Below are 15,687 nucleotides of genomic sequence, written 5' to 3' on the forward strand. Positions count from 1 at the left end.
CAGCCCCGAACACTTTCAATCAGGTGCTCGGGAGCGGTCTAAGGCTCTCGCTACTTGTCATACTTGGAGGGCAATGGGCAGTCGTAATTGACGTCAATCATGTCCAAGTTCTGCAACTCGAAATTGGCATAGCTTGTTCCATTTGACGTACGGACTTTGGGCTGCCCGTACACAAACACGAACGCGGTCGGCTTGGACTCCTGGGAGATCTTTGAAAGCCTGGTCGCCATGAGGTTCTTGAGCTTGTAGCGCTCAACGAGCTTGTCCGAAACGAAGCTTGAGGTCGTCAGGCTTTCGGCTCCGCGCATCAAGCATTTCTTGAACTTGATCCGGTATGCATCGTTTTTTCTGGTGCGGTCAATGTAGGCCCAGCCGTAGTAGATGACAGGGTGGTCGGGGAGGTCATTCAGATCCTGCTCCCAAATGCATTTGAAAATACTGTCGTACGCCACATCCTGCCCGGCAATGTTGATGCGGCGAAACTCCAAGGTGTTGTCGGATCGATAGCGAATGTACCGACTGACCACTGAGCGGACGGAATAGATGGGGCCAACCAGCCCTGTTTCACCCAGCTTGGCAGTGTAAGGCCTGGTGCTCTTAGCGCGTTTTTTCGCTACATGCACATCGGCCGCGGGATCTTGGGTAGGTTCGTCATAGTACGAGTCAGGACGCTCAAGCTTGAACACGTCCACAATGGACTGATCGACTGTTCTGCCCTCCTGCCCGTCAGGGCCGTTCGGCTCCACCTCCAAGTCGATTCCCTTGCCGTTCACGATCCCGCATGCCTCACTATGGTCTCCGTAGACCTTGAAGTGTGGCACCACCCGCATGCTCTGAACGTCCTTATCCAGATTCGCACAGGTCACCTGGGCTGAGCAGTCAGCTCCAGGGCAAACGAAAGCTCGTTTATTGGTGATGACGCCTGCCCAGAACAGGTCATAGGCTCGATCAGGATCGACAAAATCTCCAGCCTCTACGCTAAACGCAACATCCAAAGCCATGTTTCCAGTAAACCTCCTGTAATCCGTCCACCGCCACTACGGGGCATCCAACCGCTCAAGCCCCCCTCAACGGCGATCGCCGCGACCGAATCCTCGCACACTACGTGACGCTCGGCGATCTGTAGCGGTGGCAAAATGCGATCAGCAGGATTTCGACATAGCAGGCTCATTCTACCGTTCATCGGCAAAACCTATATATTGGGTTAGGCAAATATTGAAAGCACTACATATTGAGCTAGATTGTACTTGAGAGCCTACATCTGGTGTTTTGCCATGAACGAAACCCATATCGAGAAAGCAGCGACTGACCTGCTCATGCAGATTTACCGTGATCGCCGTTACCTGTGGCCAGATCAAGATATTCCGCCGATGATGATGCGCAGCCCCCGGATCGCTGCCATGGTCTGCGGCTACGACTACCATGAGCATCCCACCCTGGGAGACACCCAGTTCAACAGGCATAACACCGGTACTCGCATCGCAGGCCTGATTGACCGTCAATCGAACAAGATCGCCGTCGCGACTGAGTTTGGTGACAAAGTCCAGCTCTTCACCGGCGCGCATGAGATCGGCCACCTTGTGCTCCACGAAGACACTGTCATGCACCGCGACCGCGCTTTTGACGGCAGTCCTCTGCAAGCACCACGTGCACCTGCAGAGCGACAAGCCGATCGCTTCGCCGCCTGCTTCCTCATGCCTCAAAAACTGGTGAGGGAACGGTTCGAGTTCATGTTCTGCTGCAAGGGCCAATTGCGCTTCAGCGACGTGATTGCCTATCACCTCGACCCCAACAATCCGGATCGGCTTCTCTACTCCCCGAAAGAGTCGGGAGAACGTGAGCTGGCGCTGGCGCGATGCACCCGATTTAACAACCAGCACCTGGTGTCACTGGCCCAGCAATTCGGTGTCTCGGACTCGGCGATGGCCATCCGGCTCAAGGAGCTGGAGTTGGTGCGGTGGCCTTAGAGCGGGCAGGTAACTCTGGCCATACTTGAAACGGGTAGTGGCGGGGGTTGTAGGGTCTCCAGGAAAGGCATCCACTTTTTGGGGTAAATAAAAATAGGGCACTCACGAGGCCCCTTATCTTTGCTTCTGAAGGGTTACTTAGCTAACCAGCTCTCGACTTCGTCGGCCCCATGCTGGCTTTTCCACTCTTTCAAGGTCTTGTGGTTACCACCCTTGGTCTCGACGCGCTCGCCTGTGTGAGGGTTTTTGTAGACCTTAAGCTGACGGGGCTTGCGGCTGGACTTTTCAGCCACAGCAGCTGGTGCACGTCGACTGGCAGATTGTGGGTCAAGAATGGCTATGATATCGCGCAGGCTGTAGCCGTACTCCGAGAGCAGTCTACGGAGCTTTTTTTCAAATTCGATTTCGCGCTTAAGGCCATCATCGTTTTTGAGGGTCTCAAGTTCGGCCAGCTGAGCAGCCAGTTGTTGCTCCAACTTACGGAATTCGGCGAGTCTGGACATTTGATGCTCCTGTCTATGGTGCGTCGAGTATAGGGGTGGGGCTACAGGCCATCAATGCGCAGGTTCAAGGCGATGGCTGAGGCCGTAAGCCCCAGCGCGTCCAAGCTACGAGAACATTTCAGCGCTTGTTTCAAATGTCTGCAGCTTGAATGAGACACTCACTGCGTGGTCATCATGCCATATCACGACGACCGTTCGTCACGCTGGTTAAGGTCGACCTCATTAAGTATCCTGGCTTACCTCGCCTTCGGAGTCTCCCACTGGCGGGGGAGCCTGGTCAGCGATGAATCCACGATCTCGCCAGCGACGACGAACAAATGAGTTGAAGTCGTAGGGATCTTCAAGATCCAAATTATCTGCGTGGTCTGAGACGATGACCTGTGGCATCAAGCCTGTTTCTGCCTCTGTTTCCACACAGAACTCCGCCAGCTGACTGAACATGTTGTTCACTGCCACCAGATCTGCATCCTTTTTGTCGGATCTGTTTGCTGCCTCGGAGGCTTTCGTAGCCTCGAATGTTTTGTGCTTATCCAGCGCCGGGAAGTACACCTGGGTAGGTTGGTCGAGGAAAAGAATTGGCGGGATTTTGCAGTCTCGGTCGTGGTGTAGCGCAAATTGATAGTGCAACGCCATGAAGAGCGCCAGATGGGAGTAAAGCCAATTCGCGCCACTGCCCATGGAGCGCAGGTAAACCCGCTTCTCATCGCTTTGCTGGTACCAAAGCTCAAATGTGGTGAGGTCAAATTTCAGCTTGCAGGGTGTGTAGGTTTCTTCGAAATTGAACCTGTCACCGTATCGAGCAAGCGCTGCATCAATTTTCTCAGAAAGGGCGGATACCTTGGTCTCTACGTCGTAGGCCTTGATCAACCGTTTGAGCTCTTTCACCTCTTCCCTGAGCTTGAGCTCTTGTTCGCTGAGCTCAATGCCCGATTTCAGCTTTTGATTCCTCAGTCCGATCTCCAGCTCCACCTTGACCGAGATCGCCTGTTCATTGGGGTTCTTGGTCGTCGTGAGCTTTTCGAGTTCGGCGTCGAGGGGGGCGATGGCAGCCTGGATTTTAGCGAGCTCGTCGTTGAGTTTACCGATCTGTTTGATGAGGGCGCGCTCTTCGTCGGCGTAGCTCTCTACGGCATAGCTTGAGAGGTTTAGCTCGCCATTGAGCCAGGTAATGGCGTCGAAGAGCTTACCTGCCGCTACAGCGGGTAGATCGGTGTGAGAATCACACATCGGGCAGTGGGTATGTGAGATCTGAATCGATTTCGGCGTCCCGTCCGCCCGCATAGCCTTGGTCAAACTCTTCGCAGATGTTATCGATTCACGCACCTGAGCAAGTTGTCGAGTAGCTGCCCTTTTCTTCGGCAAGATCACGGCAGCGGCATCCTCGTGCGCCTGACGTTTTGCCTCAATCGAGTCCGACTGGAAATTAATTCGCACCGCGCGCTGGGAAATTTCTTCTAGATACTTTTGGGGTTTGGCGTAGAGCTCATCTGCCGTGGCGTTGGTGAGCGGATGACCTGCCAGGGCATCGTAGGTATCAAGGAGGTGCTGGTAGTGTTCGACAACCTCTGTCTTTTTCTTCGCTTCTCGAGGAATCTGATTCTGGATTTTCTTGAGCGCATCCTCGGCGACATTCAGCTCTTTGACTTTGTCAAAATAGTCTTCATGCACGAGCCCCATCAGGATTTTGAAATGCGCGATGGCTTGCTCACGCTTTTCCTTCTCATCGAACCGATAAAAGACGGCATGCTTGTTGGCCACCAAATTTTGGTGTTGGAGCATGAAGCTTGCAAATGTGCGAATTGAAGGCGTGGGCAATTTCGCCCCGGGAACATTCAGCCTCCACGCCTCCTCATCCACGTTCTTGAGGGTAATGTTGAAATATCGGCCGAGTTCTTTCTTGAAGCGTGCCTCAGGATACTGATGGCGCTCCTCGGTGAACCGTTCTGGGGTTTCCTGTAACGCTTCGAGCAAAGCTTGATGAGTACCTGGCCATTCCGTGAGGTAGCAGCCACCATCCGAACTGGTTCGGGCCGCCACCAGTAGATGGCTCGGGAACTCAAGCGCGATGAGGTAGATCTTGGCCCGTTCGGTGATGCGTCCCACGGGTATGGTATTTTCACTCGCACCAAGGCAAAAATCGAAAATTTCCAAGATCGCGCTTTTACCCGTGGAGGATGCGCCAGTGATGATGTTCAGCCCACGCTCAAAAGGGACGTGATGCAGCTGGTTGTGAGTATCCACCACGCCGATGTAACGCAGAAAACAATTCATAGTGATTTGAGCCCTAACATCCTGTAAATCGTAACGATATGCTCTGTCCCAAAGATGATAGCCAGGCGCTCAGCCGCCTTCATGATCCTTGGATTAGCATTCTCTGCTCTGTTCTCATCATGTAAGGTCACTCCCAACCGCTGGTCGAAGCCGATGCATCCCTCGGCGGACAGGATCAGTAGGCACTCGTTAGTCAGTGACTTCATTTGCTGGACTCTCTCGACCAGCCCGGCCAACCTCTCGCGCTTTTCGCACATGGTTCGCAGCGAGCTGGTGCTCTTGGCCTTGTGGAGAAAATCTTGAGTAGGTGGATACAGCACCAGCGGGAGAATGAGGTAGCTCAGCAGCACATCCTGTTCAGTAGTCTCTCTGTGGTTGTAAAACTGGTAGATGACGGGCGCCAGCGCGAGGGGCGATCGCTGCAGCGTGTAAAGATGGTCGAATGGGCGTGCATTCATTCGTCCCATAGCCTCCAATGAAATTCTTCATTTCGGGTGCCAGGCTCCTCATCCGCCAGCAAGTGATAGATGCCGTTTCGGAAGGTTTGAGGAGTGTCCTGGAAACTACACAGGGGAGTAACTGGCGCGGCGCAGCTCTCCGAGAAAAAAAGGCGGGAAGCCGCCAGCTTGGTCGACCTGTCTGAATGTGTGTCAAGTTTTTCCATGGCCGAATCTCTCGCCCAAAAAGCGGCCTCGTGATGATTATCTTGGTAACGTGAAATATCTTCTGGGCTAACAGAGCAGTCCCGGATCATCCCGGAGACGTGCTCGTGCGCCTCAAGCAAGTTCAGGGTGGCGCGTGATAAATGTTTCTCCGCTCCGATCTCGCTCAGCTTGCGGGCAAACCGCCGGCTTCGCATGTGAGGCTCAGCTGCCTGACGGCTGATTAGCTCGGTGTTGATAGCGGGGAAGGTCACCGGGCCCACCATGTGCCGCTTGGTAAGCTCTTGGAGCTTGCCGTTGAACTCGCGCCCCTTGATTTCCCAGCCCTGGGCGATACGGCTGGCGTCCATCATGAAGCCGAACAGGTCATTGACGTAATCATCTTTCCGGTTCGGGTTGATGCCGCCCAGTTTCTCTTTTTTGTACGCGGCGATAAGGGCGGCCAGGTTTTGCTGCTCTGGCAGAATCCGAATCTTGGGGATAACGGCGAGGAGTGACTCCCGCATCTCCGTGCTTAAGACAGCTTTGCGTTGCGAAGTGAGCTTACCTTGCTTGGGACTAGCGCCATCAGAGGGCAGCTCCGACTCCTGCTTACGTGACTTGCGCTTGCCTATCGCCGCATTGATGGAGGTGAGCAGACCTAGGCGTTGGGAAGGGTCGCTCTCGTTCCATCGACTAAGCGTTGATCGACTGCCGAAGCTTTGCGTCGTAAGTAGGACTAACTCCTCAAACCGCTCATGATCGAACGCCGGCTTGAGCCAGTTATGCAGAGTATTCCAGAAATTGGTATGCCCGTCGGTGAGGTCGTCTTCCCACATCTTGACCTCTACAGCGCCCTCCCGATCGACGGCAACATCGCCAAATACCTCGATCCAGAGGGATTGATCATCTTCGAGCTTGTGACAGTACTCGATGGCGACGTGGATCTGGTACTTGATGGCTTCGAAGAGCTTTCGGGCTTCAAAATCGATTGTTGACTGCATGGCTAACCTAGCGGGTGCCCGAAGCACACCTCATTATTGTTGCCATGAGGACGTTCGGGGGATGGTGAATCCGAGGCTACTGCGCGGCGGCTCATGCATATTACCGTGACCTGTGGCAGATGGCCATTTTGGATCCTGATTGAGCTGCCTGTTCGGCCATTGCAACACGCCAAGTTAGCACTGTGCACTCGGACATCCTTGGACAGGGGCGGCAGGTCATGCGCAGCGAGCGATGGGGCAAATCCCAAACTACCTATACGCCAGTCAAGTCCTGTGGGCCCAGATAAATGATGTCGATCGTGCTCGTGTCTTGCCGTGTATCTCTCCGGTGCAGCTTGTGAGTCGTCTGTGATGTCTTTGAAGTATCAGCTCACGAGATCTGCTTGATGCCCCATACGACACCAGACGGTCGCTACTTCGTTGTCAAAGGTCAGTTATGGCGCTGCAGCAATCCCGCGCTATCTGATGACCAGCGCCAGCAACTGGTGCAGGTGCTGATGGAGGCGCGGAGAGCCGTCAAAGTAGCGAAGGCAACAAATCATGCAAATCAGTTGCGCACCGCTCGAGCAGAAGTAGATCAGGCGAAAAGGGCACTAGGGGAGAGGGGCCCGGTATGGTGGAGTGACGGCAGCCCGGACTACAACCGCCACAAGGCTGTTAACACGCCCTATGCTGAGTGGTACCGTTCATTGCCCGAGCCGTAGCGATCAAGCGCGCAGAGACAAAGATTTTGAACCCACCTATTGCTTGACGCTCGCCGCTACTAGTTCCGCGATGCCTTGTCGCACGGCGTCGATGTTGTCGTCGAGAGTCGTCAGAGCACCATTCACATTTCCTACCACACTGCTTGCTCCTCGATCACCAACCCATTTGGCTAGCTCTTCGACGGCGGCGCGTAATGCATCCTGGTTATGGCTGAGGCGCTCAAGGACTTCAGCGGCTGTCCTTAGCTCTTTCATGAGTAGCGTGTCTTGGTAAGGTTGGCAGCAGACCTTGTATCACGGTAAAGCAGGCGTCTTGGTATTTCATGAGGCCCCTGATTGCTATCCCTGCCTTGGGTGAGAGGGCCCCACCTGGTGGAATGAAGGTAGCCCAGACTGGTTGCCAGAGGACGAACCAATACGAGGGCTGGTATGTCTCCTTGCGAAATCCTACCTGATGCTCAATCAGTGTGAGGGATGAAAGCCTCAGGTTGGTCGGAGCAAGTGATAAGCGGGCTGCGTAGCGTAGCGAGTCTGCATGGGCGCGAAGAGCTACTGGCTGAACTGGCGCGGATGGGCTTGGGCTGCGCAGATACCCGAGCCTGACAGTTAATACGCTACCTCAACGACGCCGGGTAGGGCAGTCAGAACGGCGGCCTATTACCAAGAGGAGCTACATGCCAGCTACATCACTGGCATTTTTTGCTACTGCGCAAAAGCAAGGCGGTGACGGGCAGGCTGACCAACAAAACTGACGATATCAAACTCAGAGGGTTGCGTCTCGCCTGCGTTGATAGCGGCCAGCCTCGCTTGAACATATTCGTCCCAACCAGGATTACAGAATTGCGTGTCCGGCCAAAAGTTGTGTGCCTCGTCTTCCACAAACTGCTTGGCCAACGCTCGCTGTTCCGCACCAACCAAACACCAAGCGGCAAGTATTCTATCGTTCCAAGTTGCGGAGGTCAGTAGATGTATCGCAGCAAAATTCCCTAAACACAATTGATCGACTTCTTGATTGAAAGCCAACATCGCATTTAACTGGTCTAGGTAGGAACCTTTGGCCATAGAATCTACCGCCGTAAAGAACCAGCCTATCGCCTGGAATTGGCTGAGACTTACGAGACGTTTGTGGGCGGTGGGCAGACGATTCCTGCTGAACCACGTTTTAGTTCTCGTTCTAGTTTTGGTGGGTGGAGCATGTATATTGCTGACGGACATTTTCAGCCTCCTGGACATTTTATTTAGACTGTACGCATATAAACCATCGACGGGGGTCTGCATACTTCTTTAGAATGCCTTTGGAGCCAATTGGCACGCAATCAAATACAGTGCTCGCTAGAGAAAGTGAAGCGATAGCGCGCGTTGCCCGAGAAGCCGGCGCCGATACTAGCGCCGGCGCTCTTTCACTTCTTCGGTTTGAGCGGTGCAAAGTCAGTGGCCAGCTTGTTCCAGTTCGCGTTAACCCACGCGAGTACTGTTCCACGCCCAGGAGAAGTGGACTTCAAATGCTCCTTGACCATCCATTCAATTCGCTGCCTTGCCGTTTTTTTAATGTCAGTTCCGCTCCCGTACAGGAATTCAGTACCGTCGTCAGACATCCCGATTTGGTTCAGAAAACGCTGCATCTCATACCCCTCATTCCGGCTGAGATGATTTCCATCGTCGTGAATCAGCTTGGGATTATCGCCGTTGCTAGCCTTCCATTCATATTTGTACTGCAGGTCTTCACGAGTTAATACTGGCATGATCATTCGCTTTCCTATACCCGGATATTGGGGCAATCCTTAGCTGGTGGCAAAAGGCCCATCTTTCAAGGTTGCCGTTTCGATAAGTCGGTATTTGAGCGCACCAAAGGCCTTCGGAGCCCATTAGTGGTGGTGCAAGCACTGGGACAAGTACGTAAATCGCCGCTCGACGCCTGGGTTCACGATTTCTGTGCCGCTCGTAACGCGGCAGCTCATGGCCCCGCAAATGGTGAGAAGGGAAGCATCTGGCCTCGCCATAACCACCTCATTTTCTCCGCCTAGTTGCTGCCGCTGATCGTCAAAAAGCTACTTGTCCAAGCAGGGCTTTACGAGTTCACCGCCCAAGATAAGGTCGCGAGGGCGGGCTTTGAGACCTTCCTGGCGCACGATCTGCTGGCCTTCACCGACAAGGACGAGAATAAGGTTTGGTGGCAAATAGCCGAGTCTGAGCTTTATATGCCTCTGTTTGCTGAGCAATTGCAGCGAGCAGGCGAATGACGACAAGGGTGTTGTGGACTTGAGTCAACGCGTGCTGATACGCAGTGGGATACGGGGAGCGAATCCGGGAGAGAAGTGAGATCTCGCTTGAAACCGCCCTTGACCCGGTGTGTAAACCAATTTTTTGATGTGTAAACCACCCAGCTTTACACGTCAAGAAACTGGTTTACACATTTTCTGAGACGCCGGCCTCAGGCCAACATAACCACCTGCCGGGATCTTAGTAATAGGCACGCCTGAAACTGGCACCAGGCTCGCCTATAAGGGGGAGACATTGAGCGGATGGCGATGGTGTAGTCTAGGATCAGACCGCAGAAGGAGCGTACTCATGAGCACCTTGTCACCCGATCAAAACGACCGTTACCTGGAAGTACTAAACGCCGCAAAGAGCCTGTATAACGGCGATTGTGATGCAGCCACGCGCTGGATGTCACGTCCGTTGCAAGCCTTTGGCGGCAAGGCTCCTGCCGGTATGGTCACGACTAGACTAGAGACTGACACGGTTATCGAGTTTATCAGGCGCTTGGAGCATGGGTTTGTTGCGTGAGTAACATGCGGTGCGCCCTCTAGCCCTCGATCCCGCTGTCGGTTCGGGTGCGTCCATGGCATGAGTCGGCGTTCAGGGCTGGCCCGGCCACTCCCCGGAATCAGCTTCCCAAGTCGGTATCGAATCGAAATTAATCACAGAATCTCCGCCTGATCTAAGGTCTGCGCCCGCCCGGCGCGCAGACCAGTAGGCCGAGTGAGCGCGGACGGTGGCGATACGAGACAGACAGTTATCTGAAACAGGGTGTGGGGCAAGATCCTCCCTGATCACCAGTGGTAACCAGAGCTGTGGCGGCAGGGGAAGCCGACTGTTACGGCATGCCATTACGAAGACCGGCCAATGGTCTAGGCGTATAGCAGACAAGCCGGTGTAGTGTCCTTCTTCAGAACACTCTTTCAAAAGAATATTCCTAGCTGCAGCGCCGTCAGCCGTGATGGGTATGTCACACAGCGCTAAGCCGTGCGATGGATTGCTGCGATACAGGGCGGCCTCAGTCTCAGGCCCCGGCATCCAGAGCTGCTGATTGCAATGTTTCATCTCGCTTCGTATGAATTGAGCGAATTGTGCACTAGCCTCCGTTTCGCCATTCAAGGTGGCCCAGAGCAGTGTGATCGGAATCAGAGCGCTGCCCTTCGTATGCTGCGCCCGATATTCTTTTGTCCTGGCCTCGGGATGACGTATCAGTTCCTGATAGCTCCCGTGGATAGTGGGGTATTGATAATGCCTTGTGAAATTGAATTCGTAGTGGGTCAAAAGCTCATCGCAGTAATCCTGCGCATGACTGCGCCAGTCACTCATCATCGACAGGAACATCAAAGCACAACTGACCTCGATCACCTGCTCATCGGCAACAGGTGAGAATAACGCCCGATTGTTATTGATGAGCTCGACAATATGCCGGGCGAGTCTGGATGCTTCCTCTGGCACCTCGGAGGCGCCAAGTACGCGTATCCCATCAGCGTCCAAATGAGGCCACAAAACCCATAGACCCCTGACCGCGATACGTCCCAGTATCTCAAACAGCTTAAGGTTGATGTCCACCGCGCTGTGAGAGTTCACGGAGCTGGCCAGCGCATCGCGCCTGGCTGCCAGTGGTAAGATCTTAACCTCCATTAGCTCCGCCCATATCTTAGTGTGCAGATCCAGTAGCTCGCTGAAGGTCAACCCAATCCGAGTATGTCCGATCGACGCAGCCTCAATGTCAGCTTTGACCAGCTCCCAAGCTCGCAGAATGACCAGTTCACTGGCTCGGTAGGGGGCCTCGAGGTTCTCCTGCGTGCGCGCCCAAACGAATAGCACCGAGAGGCAGATATACATTTGCCGCAGCGTGGCGAGCCGCTGGGAGGCGTCCAGGTTATCCACCTCCGCGAGTCCTTCAATCAACGCGGTGAAATGGCGAACAGAGACATCAGGCTCATCAAGCATCGCTATGGACTTCTGAAACCGAGACTGAAGAGTCTTGCTCACGTGCTGGTGCTGGAGCAATCCGTCGGCGAGCAAGCCCGCCATGTAATCGCCATTCCACTCCTGAAAAGAAATTCGCTCATCGGTAAGCCTGCTGATCAAGCCTGTCAGGTTGTCCCTCACAGCCTCTTTCACACTACCGCCGAAGCACAGGCAAATCACGATCTTCAGTGACTCGTACTGTGCAGAAATCCGCTTGGGAATGTAGACGTCAATGATGTCGTTGATTGAGGTTCGCACTCCCTGGGGTACCGCATCCCACTCGGCCCGGGTCAAATCTCCCTGCTTGATTGTGAACAGATAAAGCTTTTGCTCGCCGCCCACCTCGGGGCTGATAGCGGCAACGTCTACCCCAAACTGGCGTGGCCCCGTCGATGGACGCGAGATCACGTTGAATCCGAGCTCGCTTAAGAGATCAGGCAAAACGACGTCCAGCTCATTGCGTTCGCGGAGCGAGGCGAGGTACTCACGGAAGACGAGTTTCATTGCGATCGCTTCTCGTACAGAAAGTTGAGGATCTGGAGCTCCAGCGTGGAGGGTTCTAGAACCGAATGCCTCGCTAACTGGAAGGAGTGTTGGATAGTGGCGAGCGACTGTTCCATGCGGCGCATAGGCCCGGTCTCACCTTCGGCCATACCCTGCGGTGGTGGGATTTCCGGTATCCAGCTGGCCATGCCAGTGCCATAGAGCAGTAATTTCTCACTGCCCAGGCTCGCTATGAATGAAGATTTGCGGGCCTCTACCATCTGACTTTGCATTTCTTCATTACGTCGATGATGCTCCAGCTGACGCTCGCGCTCCGAGGGTTGCAACTCGAGGATGTGTGCGTTTCCGAGGCCATCCAGGTACTTCTGTAGCTCCAGCAATACTTGATCGACTGCCTGCGAAGCGGGATCGGAGGCATCAGCCGCTATCTCGTCCAAATAATCCGATCGCAAGCCTGAATAGTTGATCAGAACGGGATCGAACAGAAGGGACTGCAACGCCACCTTGGTTGCATCCATGGCGTTACGCATCAGGCTGACTATCAGGGATGCCATGTAAACGGGCTTCGAGAAAAAGACTCCAAGCGCTTTGCGCGCGATGAACAAGTAATCGCTATCTGCGAGATCCATCGCCAGGCGGAAATCAAACGTGAATATTCGACCCTCACTGGCTGCAAATAGGCCTCGCCTGAGCGCCGTGGAGAGGCGCACTGACCCTGACTGAAGCCAAGACACCACCCACTCGTCCAAGACTGAATCGTCGCCGCTCTCGAGTTGATGTAGCACAGAGCTGAAACGTGTGAATGGGACGCCGGGGTCATCGAGGATGAACTTTTCGATCACCTGGCGAGCTTCCAACACCTCACCGTTCCTGATGACCCCAGCCAAGACGATATCCAACAGCTGGATGATTTCATCCTCTGGTTGACCTGACGCTACAAGCGCAAGGAGATCACGACGGACTTGGGCACTGTACGGATTGGAGTTGCCCAGCAGCTCACGAGCTATCGTCTGTTTCGCCGTCAGAGTGACAGGGCTGGCAGCTTGCGTGATCAGTTCGTACGTTGAGTGATGAAGTTCCGACGGGGCATCCTTGTGCCATGCAAGCGCCAAAGTGAGCAGGGCGTCCCGCACTGTTGTTTCGGTCTCCCGCTCGACTACAGCGGAGAGGGTATCAACCAAACCAGCATCACGGCTTCGTACTTCAGCAGATAAATTACAGAGAGCTCTGGCAGCCTGGGTACGCTGAGTGGCATCTCCATTGTTGAGCAACTCTAGCGCCTGGCCCAAATAGAACTCAGCATCGGAGTTCAGGCCGGCGCTGATGCATGCTTGGACGCAATGAAATCGCTGAGTAAGCGGGGCGCCCGCTTTGATAAGGTGGAGCAACTCAACAAGGCGCTCTTGCGAAGCCTGGCACCAGTTCATTATCACCATGTATGAGGAATGGCTGAGCATGGGGTCATCTTGAGGGTTTGCTCCAGCCATTAGCTCAAGCAAATCCGCACAGCTCGTAGCGAGTGAGCCCAACGCCGGCAGAAGAATTTCAGTCGCGTGGTACCGGTCGTTGCCCTCAGCCCAGGACAATTCAGGCAGAGGCAGCAAGGCGCGAAGATCGACCTCATTTGCGTTATGAGCATCGATCAAGGCTTGGGAAAAGGGCGCGCTGTCATACCGCCAACTGTCCTTGAAAATCAGATCAAGCAGACCGCCGTTTGCCGCGGCCCCGATGATGTCATCTCGCGATGGGGTGGTCATCTCAACTCCTTGCAAGCAATCCATTGCTCAGGCATCGCCGAGCTCGTGATCCTGATGGTACGAGCTCGGCGAGAAAGAGGCGAGTGGGCAGCATCTGGGCCCGGTTGAATTGCATATGAATCCCCGCTTTGAAGCGGGCTTTGCGCGAGACATCATTCGCACTCAAAACGAGCGCCAAGCTCAAGATGAGCCTGCAAAAAGCGACTAGGACTGACTCGATGCAATTCGCTTAGCGGTCAAGCACAAGCTCCTCGCAAGCTAAGAGCGCCAGGCCATTGCTGTATGTTGAGGATGGAAGACAATCGGCCCCAGATCACGACTAAATGTGCCTTGGTTCAGAACAGCCGTGCTGAAGGCTGAGTCTTATCGCTCGCCGGGGAGGGCGCTCAGAACGGCGGCACGCGAATATCATTTCCGGTGGCGGAGATGGCATGACAGCTGAATCAGGTGCCTTTAATGCTAATGAACAAACTCGAGACGATCCTGGGCAGGCTGGCCGACACAATCGACGATATCGAACTGAGCATTCACCGTCTCGCCGGCATTGATAGCGGCGAGCCTTCCTTGTACGTGTTCGTCCCAAACAGGATCACAAAACCGCGTGTCCGGCCAGAAGTTATATGCTTCGTCTGCTACAAGTTTCTTGGCAAGCGCTCTCTGCTCCGAACCAATAAAACACCAAGCCGCAAGAACTCTATCGTCCCAGGTCGCGGACGTCAGAAGGTGTATTGGAGCGAAATAGCCCAAAGAAAATTGATCGACTTCTCTGTCAAATGCACACATCGCAAGAACCTTTAGCCATAGAGTCTACCAAAGTGAAAAAACAACCTATCGCTTGGAACTGACTGAGGCTTACAAGCTGTTTATGAGCGGTGGGCAAACGTCTTCTGCTAAACCACCTTTTGGTTTTGGTTCTAGGTGCTGGGGCAGTTAAATTGATGACGGACACTTTTCTGCTTTCTCTTTGTTAGACTGACTCTAGACGTGACGACTCTTCATGGGAATCTGTTTTTATTTATAATCCCTATGGAGCACGCGGTGACGCAATTAGAGAATCCGGCATGCTAGGGAGCGAAGGTTTGTCTCATATCAAGCATGCTTGAGAGGATTGGCTGAGCAGAAGTGCCGAGGATACACCTCACCCTTGAACCCATATCTCGCTCATATAGCGCCTTCACCATCTGCAGGGCCTTGCCATTCGAGCCTGCGCATTGGCGAGTCAGCCCGGCTACCGCTCGTCGACAAATGCACTCAAATTTTGCCGCTTATTAAACATAAATTGACGCTTAGCGGGCGATGCGAAGACGTAACAATAAAAGCCATAATAGCTGCTTAAAACTGCACGTCTCAAAAGCGTAAAACGAGAAACTCTGCGCAGCCCTAGGCTGAAAGCTTCGAGCTAAAGGCTTTGGCTTTGCCTAGAGGAATGGTCTCAATATATAGAATACCCGTTCCTAATTTTCTGAGGGGAAGCTATGCGTAGCCTGATCTCTCCGAAATATCTCAGCAGAGATAAAGGTAAAATATCAGAGACCTGTTGCAGCTTCACTTTTGACAAAGTGTCATGGAACTCTACGCTGCCATAGCCGATATCTACTATTTTATATGGAGGTGGCTATGAAAATCGCCGATACCAGACCCGTAGTCGATGCCTTTACACTGGACGTCATGTTGTACAATGATGACCACTCTATCAAACTGGGCCGCCCGACGATGACTTTAGGGTTTGATCCGGCATCCCGCGAAATCAAATGGTTCAAAGTGACATTAGGCAGGAATCTGAAACATCCGGTAGGAGCTCGTACTCTCCCTGGGCATCGGGTTCCCGCTACAATCGAGCGCGCTATGAATTGGATTGCTAAACGGCTCCACTCTTGGGAATTGTCACGGTCAAATAAAAGCGACTCATTCTCGGACGGACTTACGCTCGCTAAATTGGAGCAGTGGCTATCAAGTGAAATAAAAAAATACCCTAAATAGGTTTGGCTAACATCGAGCCCAACTCAAAACAGCCATGGATGGCGCACAGGGATGTAATAAAATCTCCGCTCCTTGCCAATAGTCTGCGCCAAACCCTCAAAAATCAGCTCAGAGGCCCTTCCA

Annotated in this window: 15 protein-coding genes; 5 read left to right on the forward strand and 10 right to left on the reverse strand. The window is 53.7% G+C overall.

What is annotated here, in order from left to right; genetic code table 11:
* Positions 1-50: 50 nt before the first annotated feature.
* A complete protein-coding gene (locus HU755_RS01510) occupies positions 51-1,001 on the reverse strand; it encodes a hypothetical protein (protein WP_186630340.1) in 951 nt (316 codons plus the stop codon).
* A 273-nt stretch (positions 1,002-1,274) separates the two neighbouring features.
* Here HU755_RS01510 and HU755_RS01515 point away from each other — a divergent pair, with 273 nt between their 5' ends.
* Positions 1,275-1,967, forward strand: a complete 693-nt coding sequence (locus tag HU755_RS01515; RefSeq protein ID WP_171884528.1) for an ImmA/IrrE family metallo-endopeptidase — start codon at positions 1,275-1,277, stop codon at positions 1,965-1,967.
* 134 nt (positions 1,968-2,101) lie between these two features.
* Here the strand turns inward: HU755_RS01515 and HU755_RS01520 are convergent, their stop codons facing one another.
* From HU755_RS01520 to HU755_RS01535, 4 genes are all read right to left on the reverse strand, one after another.
* Positions 2,102-2,470 carry a histone-like nucleoid-structuring protein, MvaT/MvaU family gene (locus HU755_RS01520; RefSeq protein ID WP_186630341.1) on the reverse strand — a complete coding sequence of 123 codons (369 nt, stop codon included), beginning with the start codon at positions 2,468-2,470 and terminating at the stop codon, positions 2,102-2,104.
* A gap of 222 nt (positions 2,471-2,692) precedes the next feature.
* The gene (locus tag HU755_RS01525; protein ID WP_186630342.1) at positions 2,693-4,741 is read right to left on the reverse strand and encodes a DUF3732 domain-containing protein; all 2,049 of its coding nucleotides are present in this window, start codon (positions 4,739-4,741) and stop codon (positions 2,693-2,695) included.
* Positions 4,738-5,199 carry a three component ABC system middle component gene (locus tag HU755_RS01530; RefSeq protein WP_186630343.1) on the reverse strand — a complete coding sequence of 154 codons (462 nt, stop codon included), beginning with the start codon at positions 5,197-5,199 and terminating at the stop codon, positions 4,738-4,740. Before HU755_RS01530 ends, HU755_RS01525 begins: the two co-directional genes overlap by 4 nt.
* Positions 5,196-6,386, reverse strand: a complete 1,191-nt coding sequence (locus HU755_RS01535) for a hypothetical protein (RefSeq protein ID WP_186630344.1) — start codon at positions 6,384-6,386, stop codon at positions 5,196-5,198. The genes HU755_RS01530 and HU755_RS01535 overlap by 4 nt, the downstream gene beginning before the upstream one ends.
* A 386-nt stretch (positions 6,387-6,772) precedes the next feature.
* On the opposite strand from HU755_RS01535, the gene HU755_RS27390 reads away from it, so the two are divergent.
* On the forward strand, positions 6,773-7,090 hold the full coding sequence (locus HU755_RS27390; RefSeq protein ID WP_238349934.1) for a hypothetical protein: 318 nt from the start codon (positions 6,773-6,775) through the stop codon (positions 7,088-7,090).
* A 702-nt stretch (positions 7,091-7,792) separates the two neighbouring features.
* Here the strand turns inward: HU755_RS27390 and HU755_RS01540 are convergent.
* Positions 7,793-8,305 (reverse strand): hypothetical protein, encoded by a 513-nt coding sequence (locus HU755_RS01540; protein WP_186630345.1) that lies wholly within the window; start codon positions 8,303-8,305, stop codon positions 7,793-7,795.
* Between the two features lie 185 nt (positions 8,306-8,490).
* The gene (locus HU755_RS01545) at positions 8,491-8,838 is read right to left on the reverse strand and encodes a hypothetical protein (protein WP_238349935.1); all 348 of its coding nucleotides are present in this window, start codon (positions 8,836-8,838) and stop codon (positions 8,491-8,493) included.
* Between the two features lie 276 nt (positions 8,839-9,114).
* Here HU755_RS01545 and HU755_RS27400 point away from each other — a divergent pair, with 276 nt between their 5' ends.
* Together HU755_RS27400 and HU755_RS01555 are read left to right on the forward strand one after the other, a co-directional pair.
* Complete coding sequence (locus HU755_RS27400) at positions 9,115-9,330, forward strand: hypothetical protein (RefSeq protein ID WP_238349936.1); 216 nt, start codon at positions 9,115-9,117, stop codon at positions 9,328-9,330.
* Between the two features lie 328 nt (positions 9,331-9,658).
* Entirely contained in the window at positions 9,659-9,877 is a 219-nt protein-coding gene (locus tag HU755_RS01555; RefSeq protein ID WP_186630346.1) for an MbcA/ParS/Xre antitoxin family protein, read from the forward strand.
* A 72-nt stretch (positions 9,878-9,949) separates the two neighbouring features.
* Here the strand turns inward: HU755_RS01555 and HU755_RS01560 are convergent, their stop codons facing one another.
* From HU755_RS01560 to HU755_RS01570, 3 genes are all read right to left on the reverse strand, one after another.
* The gene (locus tag HU755_RS01560) at positions 9,950-11,827 is read right to left on the reverse strand and encodes a chemotaxis protein (RefSeq protein ID WP_186630347.1); all 1,878 of its coding nucleotides are present in this window, start codon (positions 11,825-11,827) and stop codon (positions 9,950-9,952) included.
* The gene (locus tag HU755_RS01565; protein WP_186630348.1) at positions 11,824-13,584 is read right to left on the reverse strand and encodes a hypothetical protein; all 1,761 of its coding nucleotides are present in this window, start codon (positions 13,582-13,584) and stop codon (positions 11,824-11,826) included. The genes HU755_RS01560 and HU755_RS01565 overlap by 4 nt, the downstream gene beginning before the upstream one ends.
* Positions 13,585-14,043: 459 nt before the next feature.
* Positions 14,044-14,367 (reverse strand): hypothetical protein, encoded by a 324-nt coding sequence (locus tag HU755_RS01570; RefSeq protein ID WP_186630349.1) that lies wholly within the window; start codon positions 14,365-14,367, stop codon positions 14,044-14,046.
* Between the two features lie 834 nt (positions 14,368-15,201).
* On the opposite strand from HU755_RS01570, the gene HU755_RS01575 reads away from it, so the two are divergent.
* Positions 15,202-15,564 carry a hypothetical protein gene (locus tag HU755_RS01575; protein ID WP_017135702.1) on the forward strand — a complete coding sequence of 121 codons (363 nt, stop codon included), beginning with the start codon at positions 15,202-15,204 and terminating at the stop codon, positions 15,562-15,564.
* Positions 15,565-15,687: the final 123 nt, after the last annotated feature.

Source organism: Pseudomonas sp. SWRI111 (assembly GCF_014268555.1).
GTDB classification, from domain to species: Bacteria; Pseudomonadota; Gammaproteobacteria; order Pseudomonadales; family Pseudomonadaceae; genus Aquipseudomonas; species Aquipseudomonas hamedanensis.

Coding starts and splice junctions, on each gene's coding strand:
- HU755_RS01510 (WP_186630340.1), bottom strand. CDS start 1,001: ATGGCTTTGGATGTTGCGTTTAGCGTAGAGGCTGGAGATTTTGTCGAT.
- HU755_RS01515 (WP_171884528.1), top strand. CDS start 1,275: ATGAACGAAACCCATATCGAGAAAGCAGCGACTGACCTGCTCATGCAG.
- HU755_RS01520 (WP_186630341.1), bottom strand. CDS start 2,470: ATGTCCAGACTCGCCGAATTCCGTAAGTTGGAGCAACAACTGGCTGCT.
- HU755_RS01525 (WP_186630342.1), bottom strand. CDS start 4,741: ATGAATTGTTTTCTGCGTTACATCGGCGTGGTGGATACTCACAACCAG.
- HU755_RS01530 (WP_186630343.1), bottom strand. CDS start 5,199: ATGAATGCACGCCCATTCGACCATCTTTACACGCTGCAGCGATCGCCC.
- HU755_RS01535 (WP_186630344.1), bottom strand. CDS start 6,386: ATGCAGTCAACAATCGATTTTGAAGCCCGAAAGCTCTTCGAAGCCATC.
- HU755_RS27390 (WP_238349934.1), top strand. CDS start 6,773: ATGCCCCATACGACACCAGACGGTCGCTACTTCGTTGTCAAAGGTCAG.
- HU755_RS01540 (WP_186630345.1), bottom strand. CDS start 8,305: ATGTCCGTCAGCAATATACATGCTCCACCCACCAAAACTAGAACGAGA.
- HU755_RS01545 (WP_238349935.1), bottom strand. CDS start 8,838: ATGATCATGCCAGTATTAACTCGTGAAGACCTGCAGTACAAATATGAA.
- HU755_RS01555 (WP_186630346.1), top strand. CDS start 9,659: ATGAGCACCTTGTCACCCGATCAAAACGACCGTTACCTGGAAGTACTA.
- HU755_RS01560 (WP_186630347.1), bottom strand. CDS start 11,827: ATGAAACTCGTCTTCCGTGAGTACCTCGCCTCGCTCCGCGAACGCAAT.
- HU755_RS01565 (WP_186630348.1), bottom strand. CDS start 13,584: ATGACCACCCCATCGCGAGATGACATCATCGGGGCCGCGGCAAACGGC.
- HU755_RS01570 (WP_186630349.1), bottom strand. CDS start 14,367: ATGTGTGCATTTGACAGAGAAGTCGATCAATTTTCTTTGGGCTATTTC.
- HU755_RS01575 (WP_017135702.1), top strand. CDS start 15,202: ATGAAAATCGCCGATACCAGACCCGTAGTCGATGCCTTTACACTGGAC.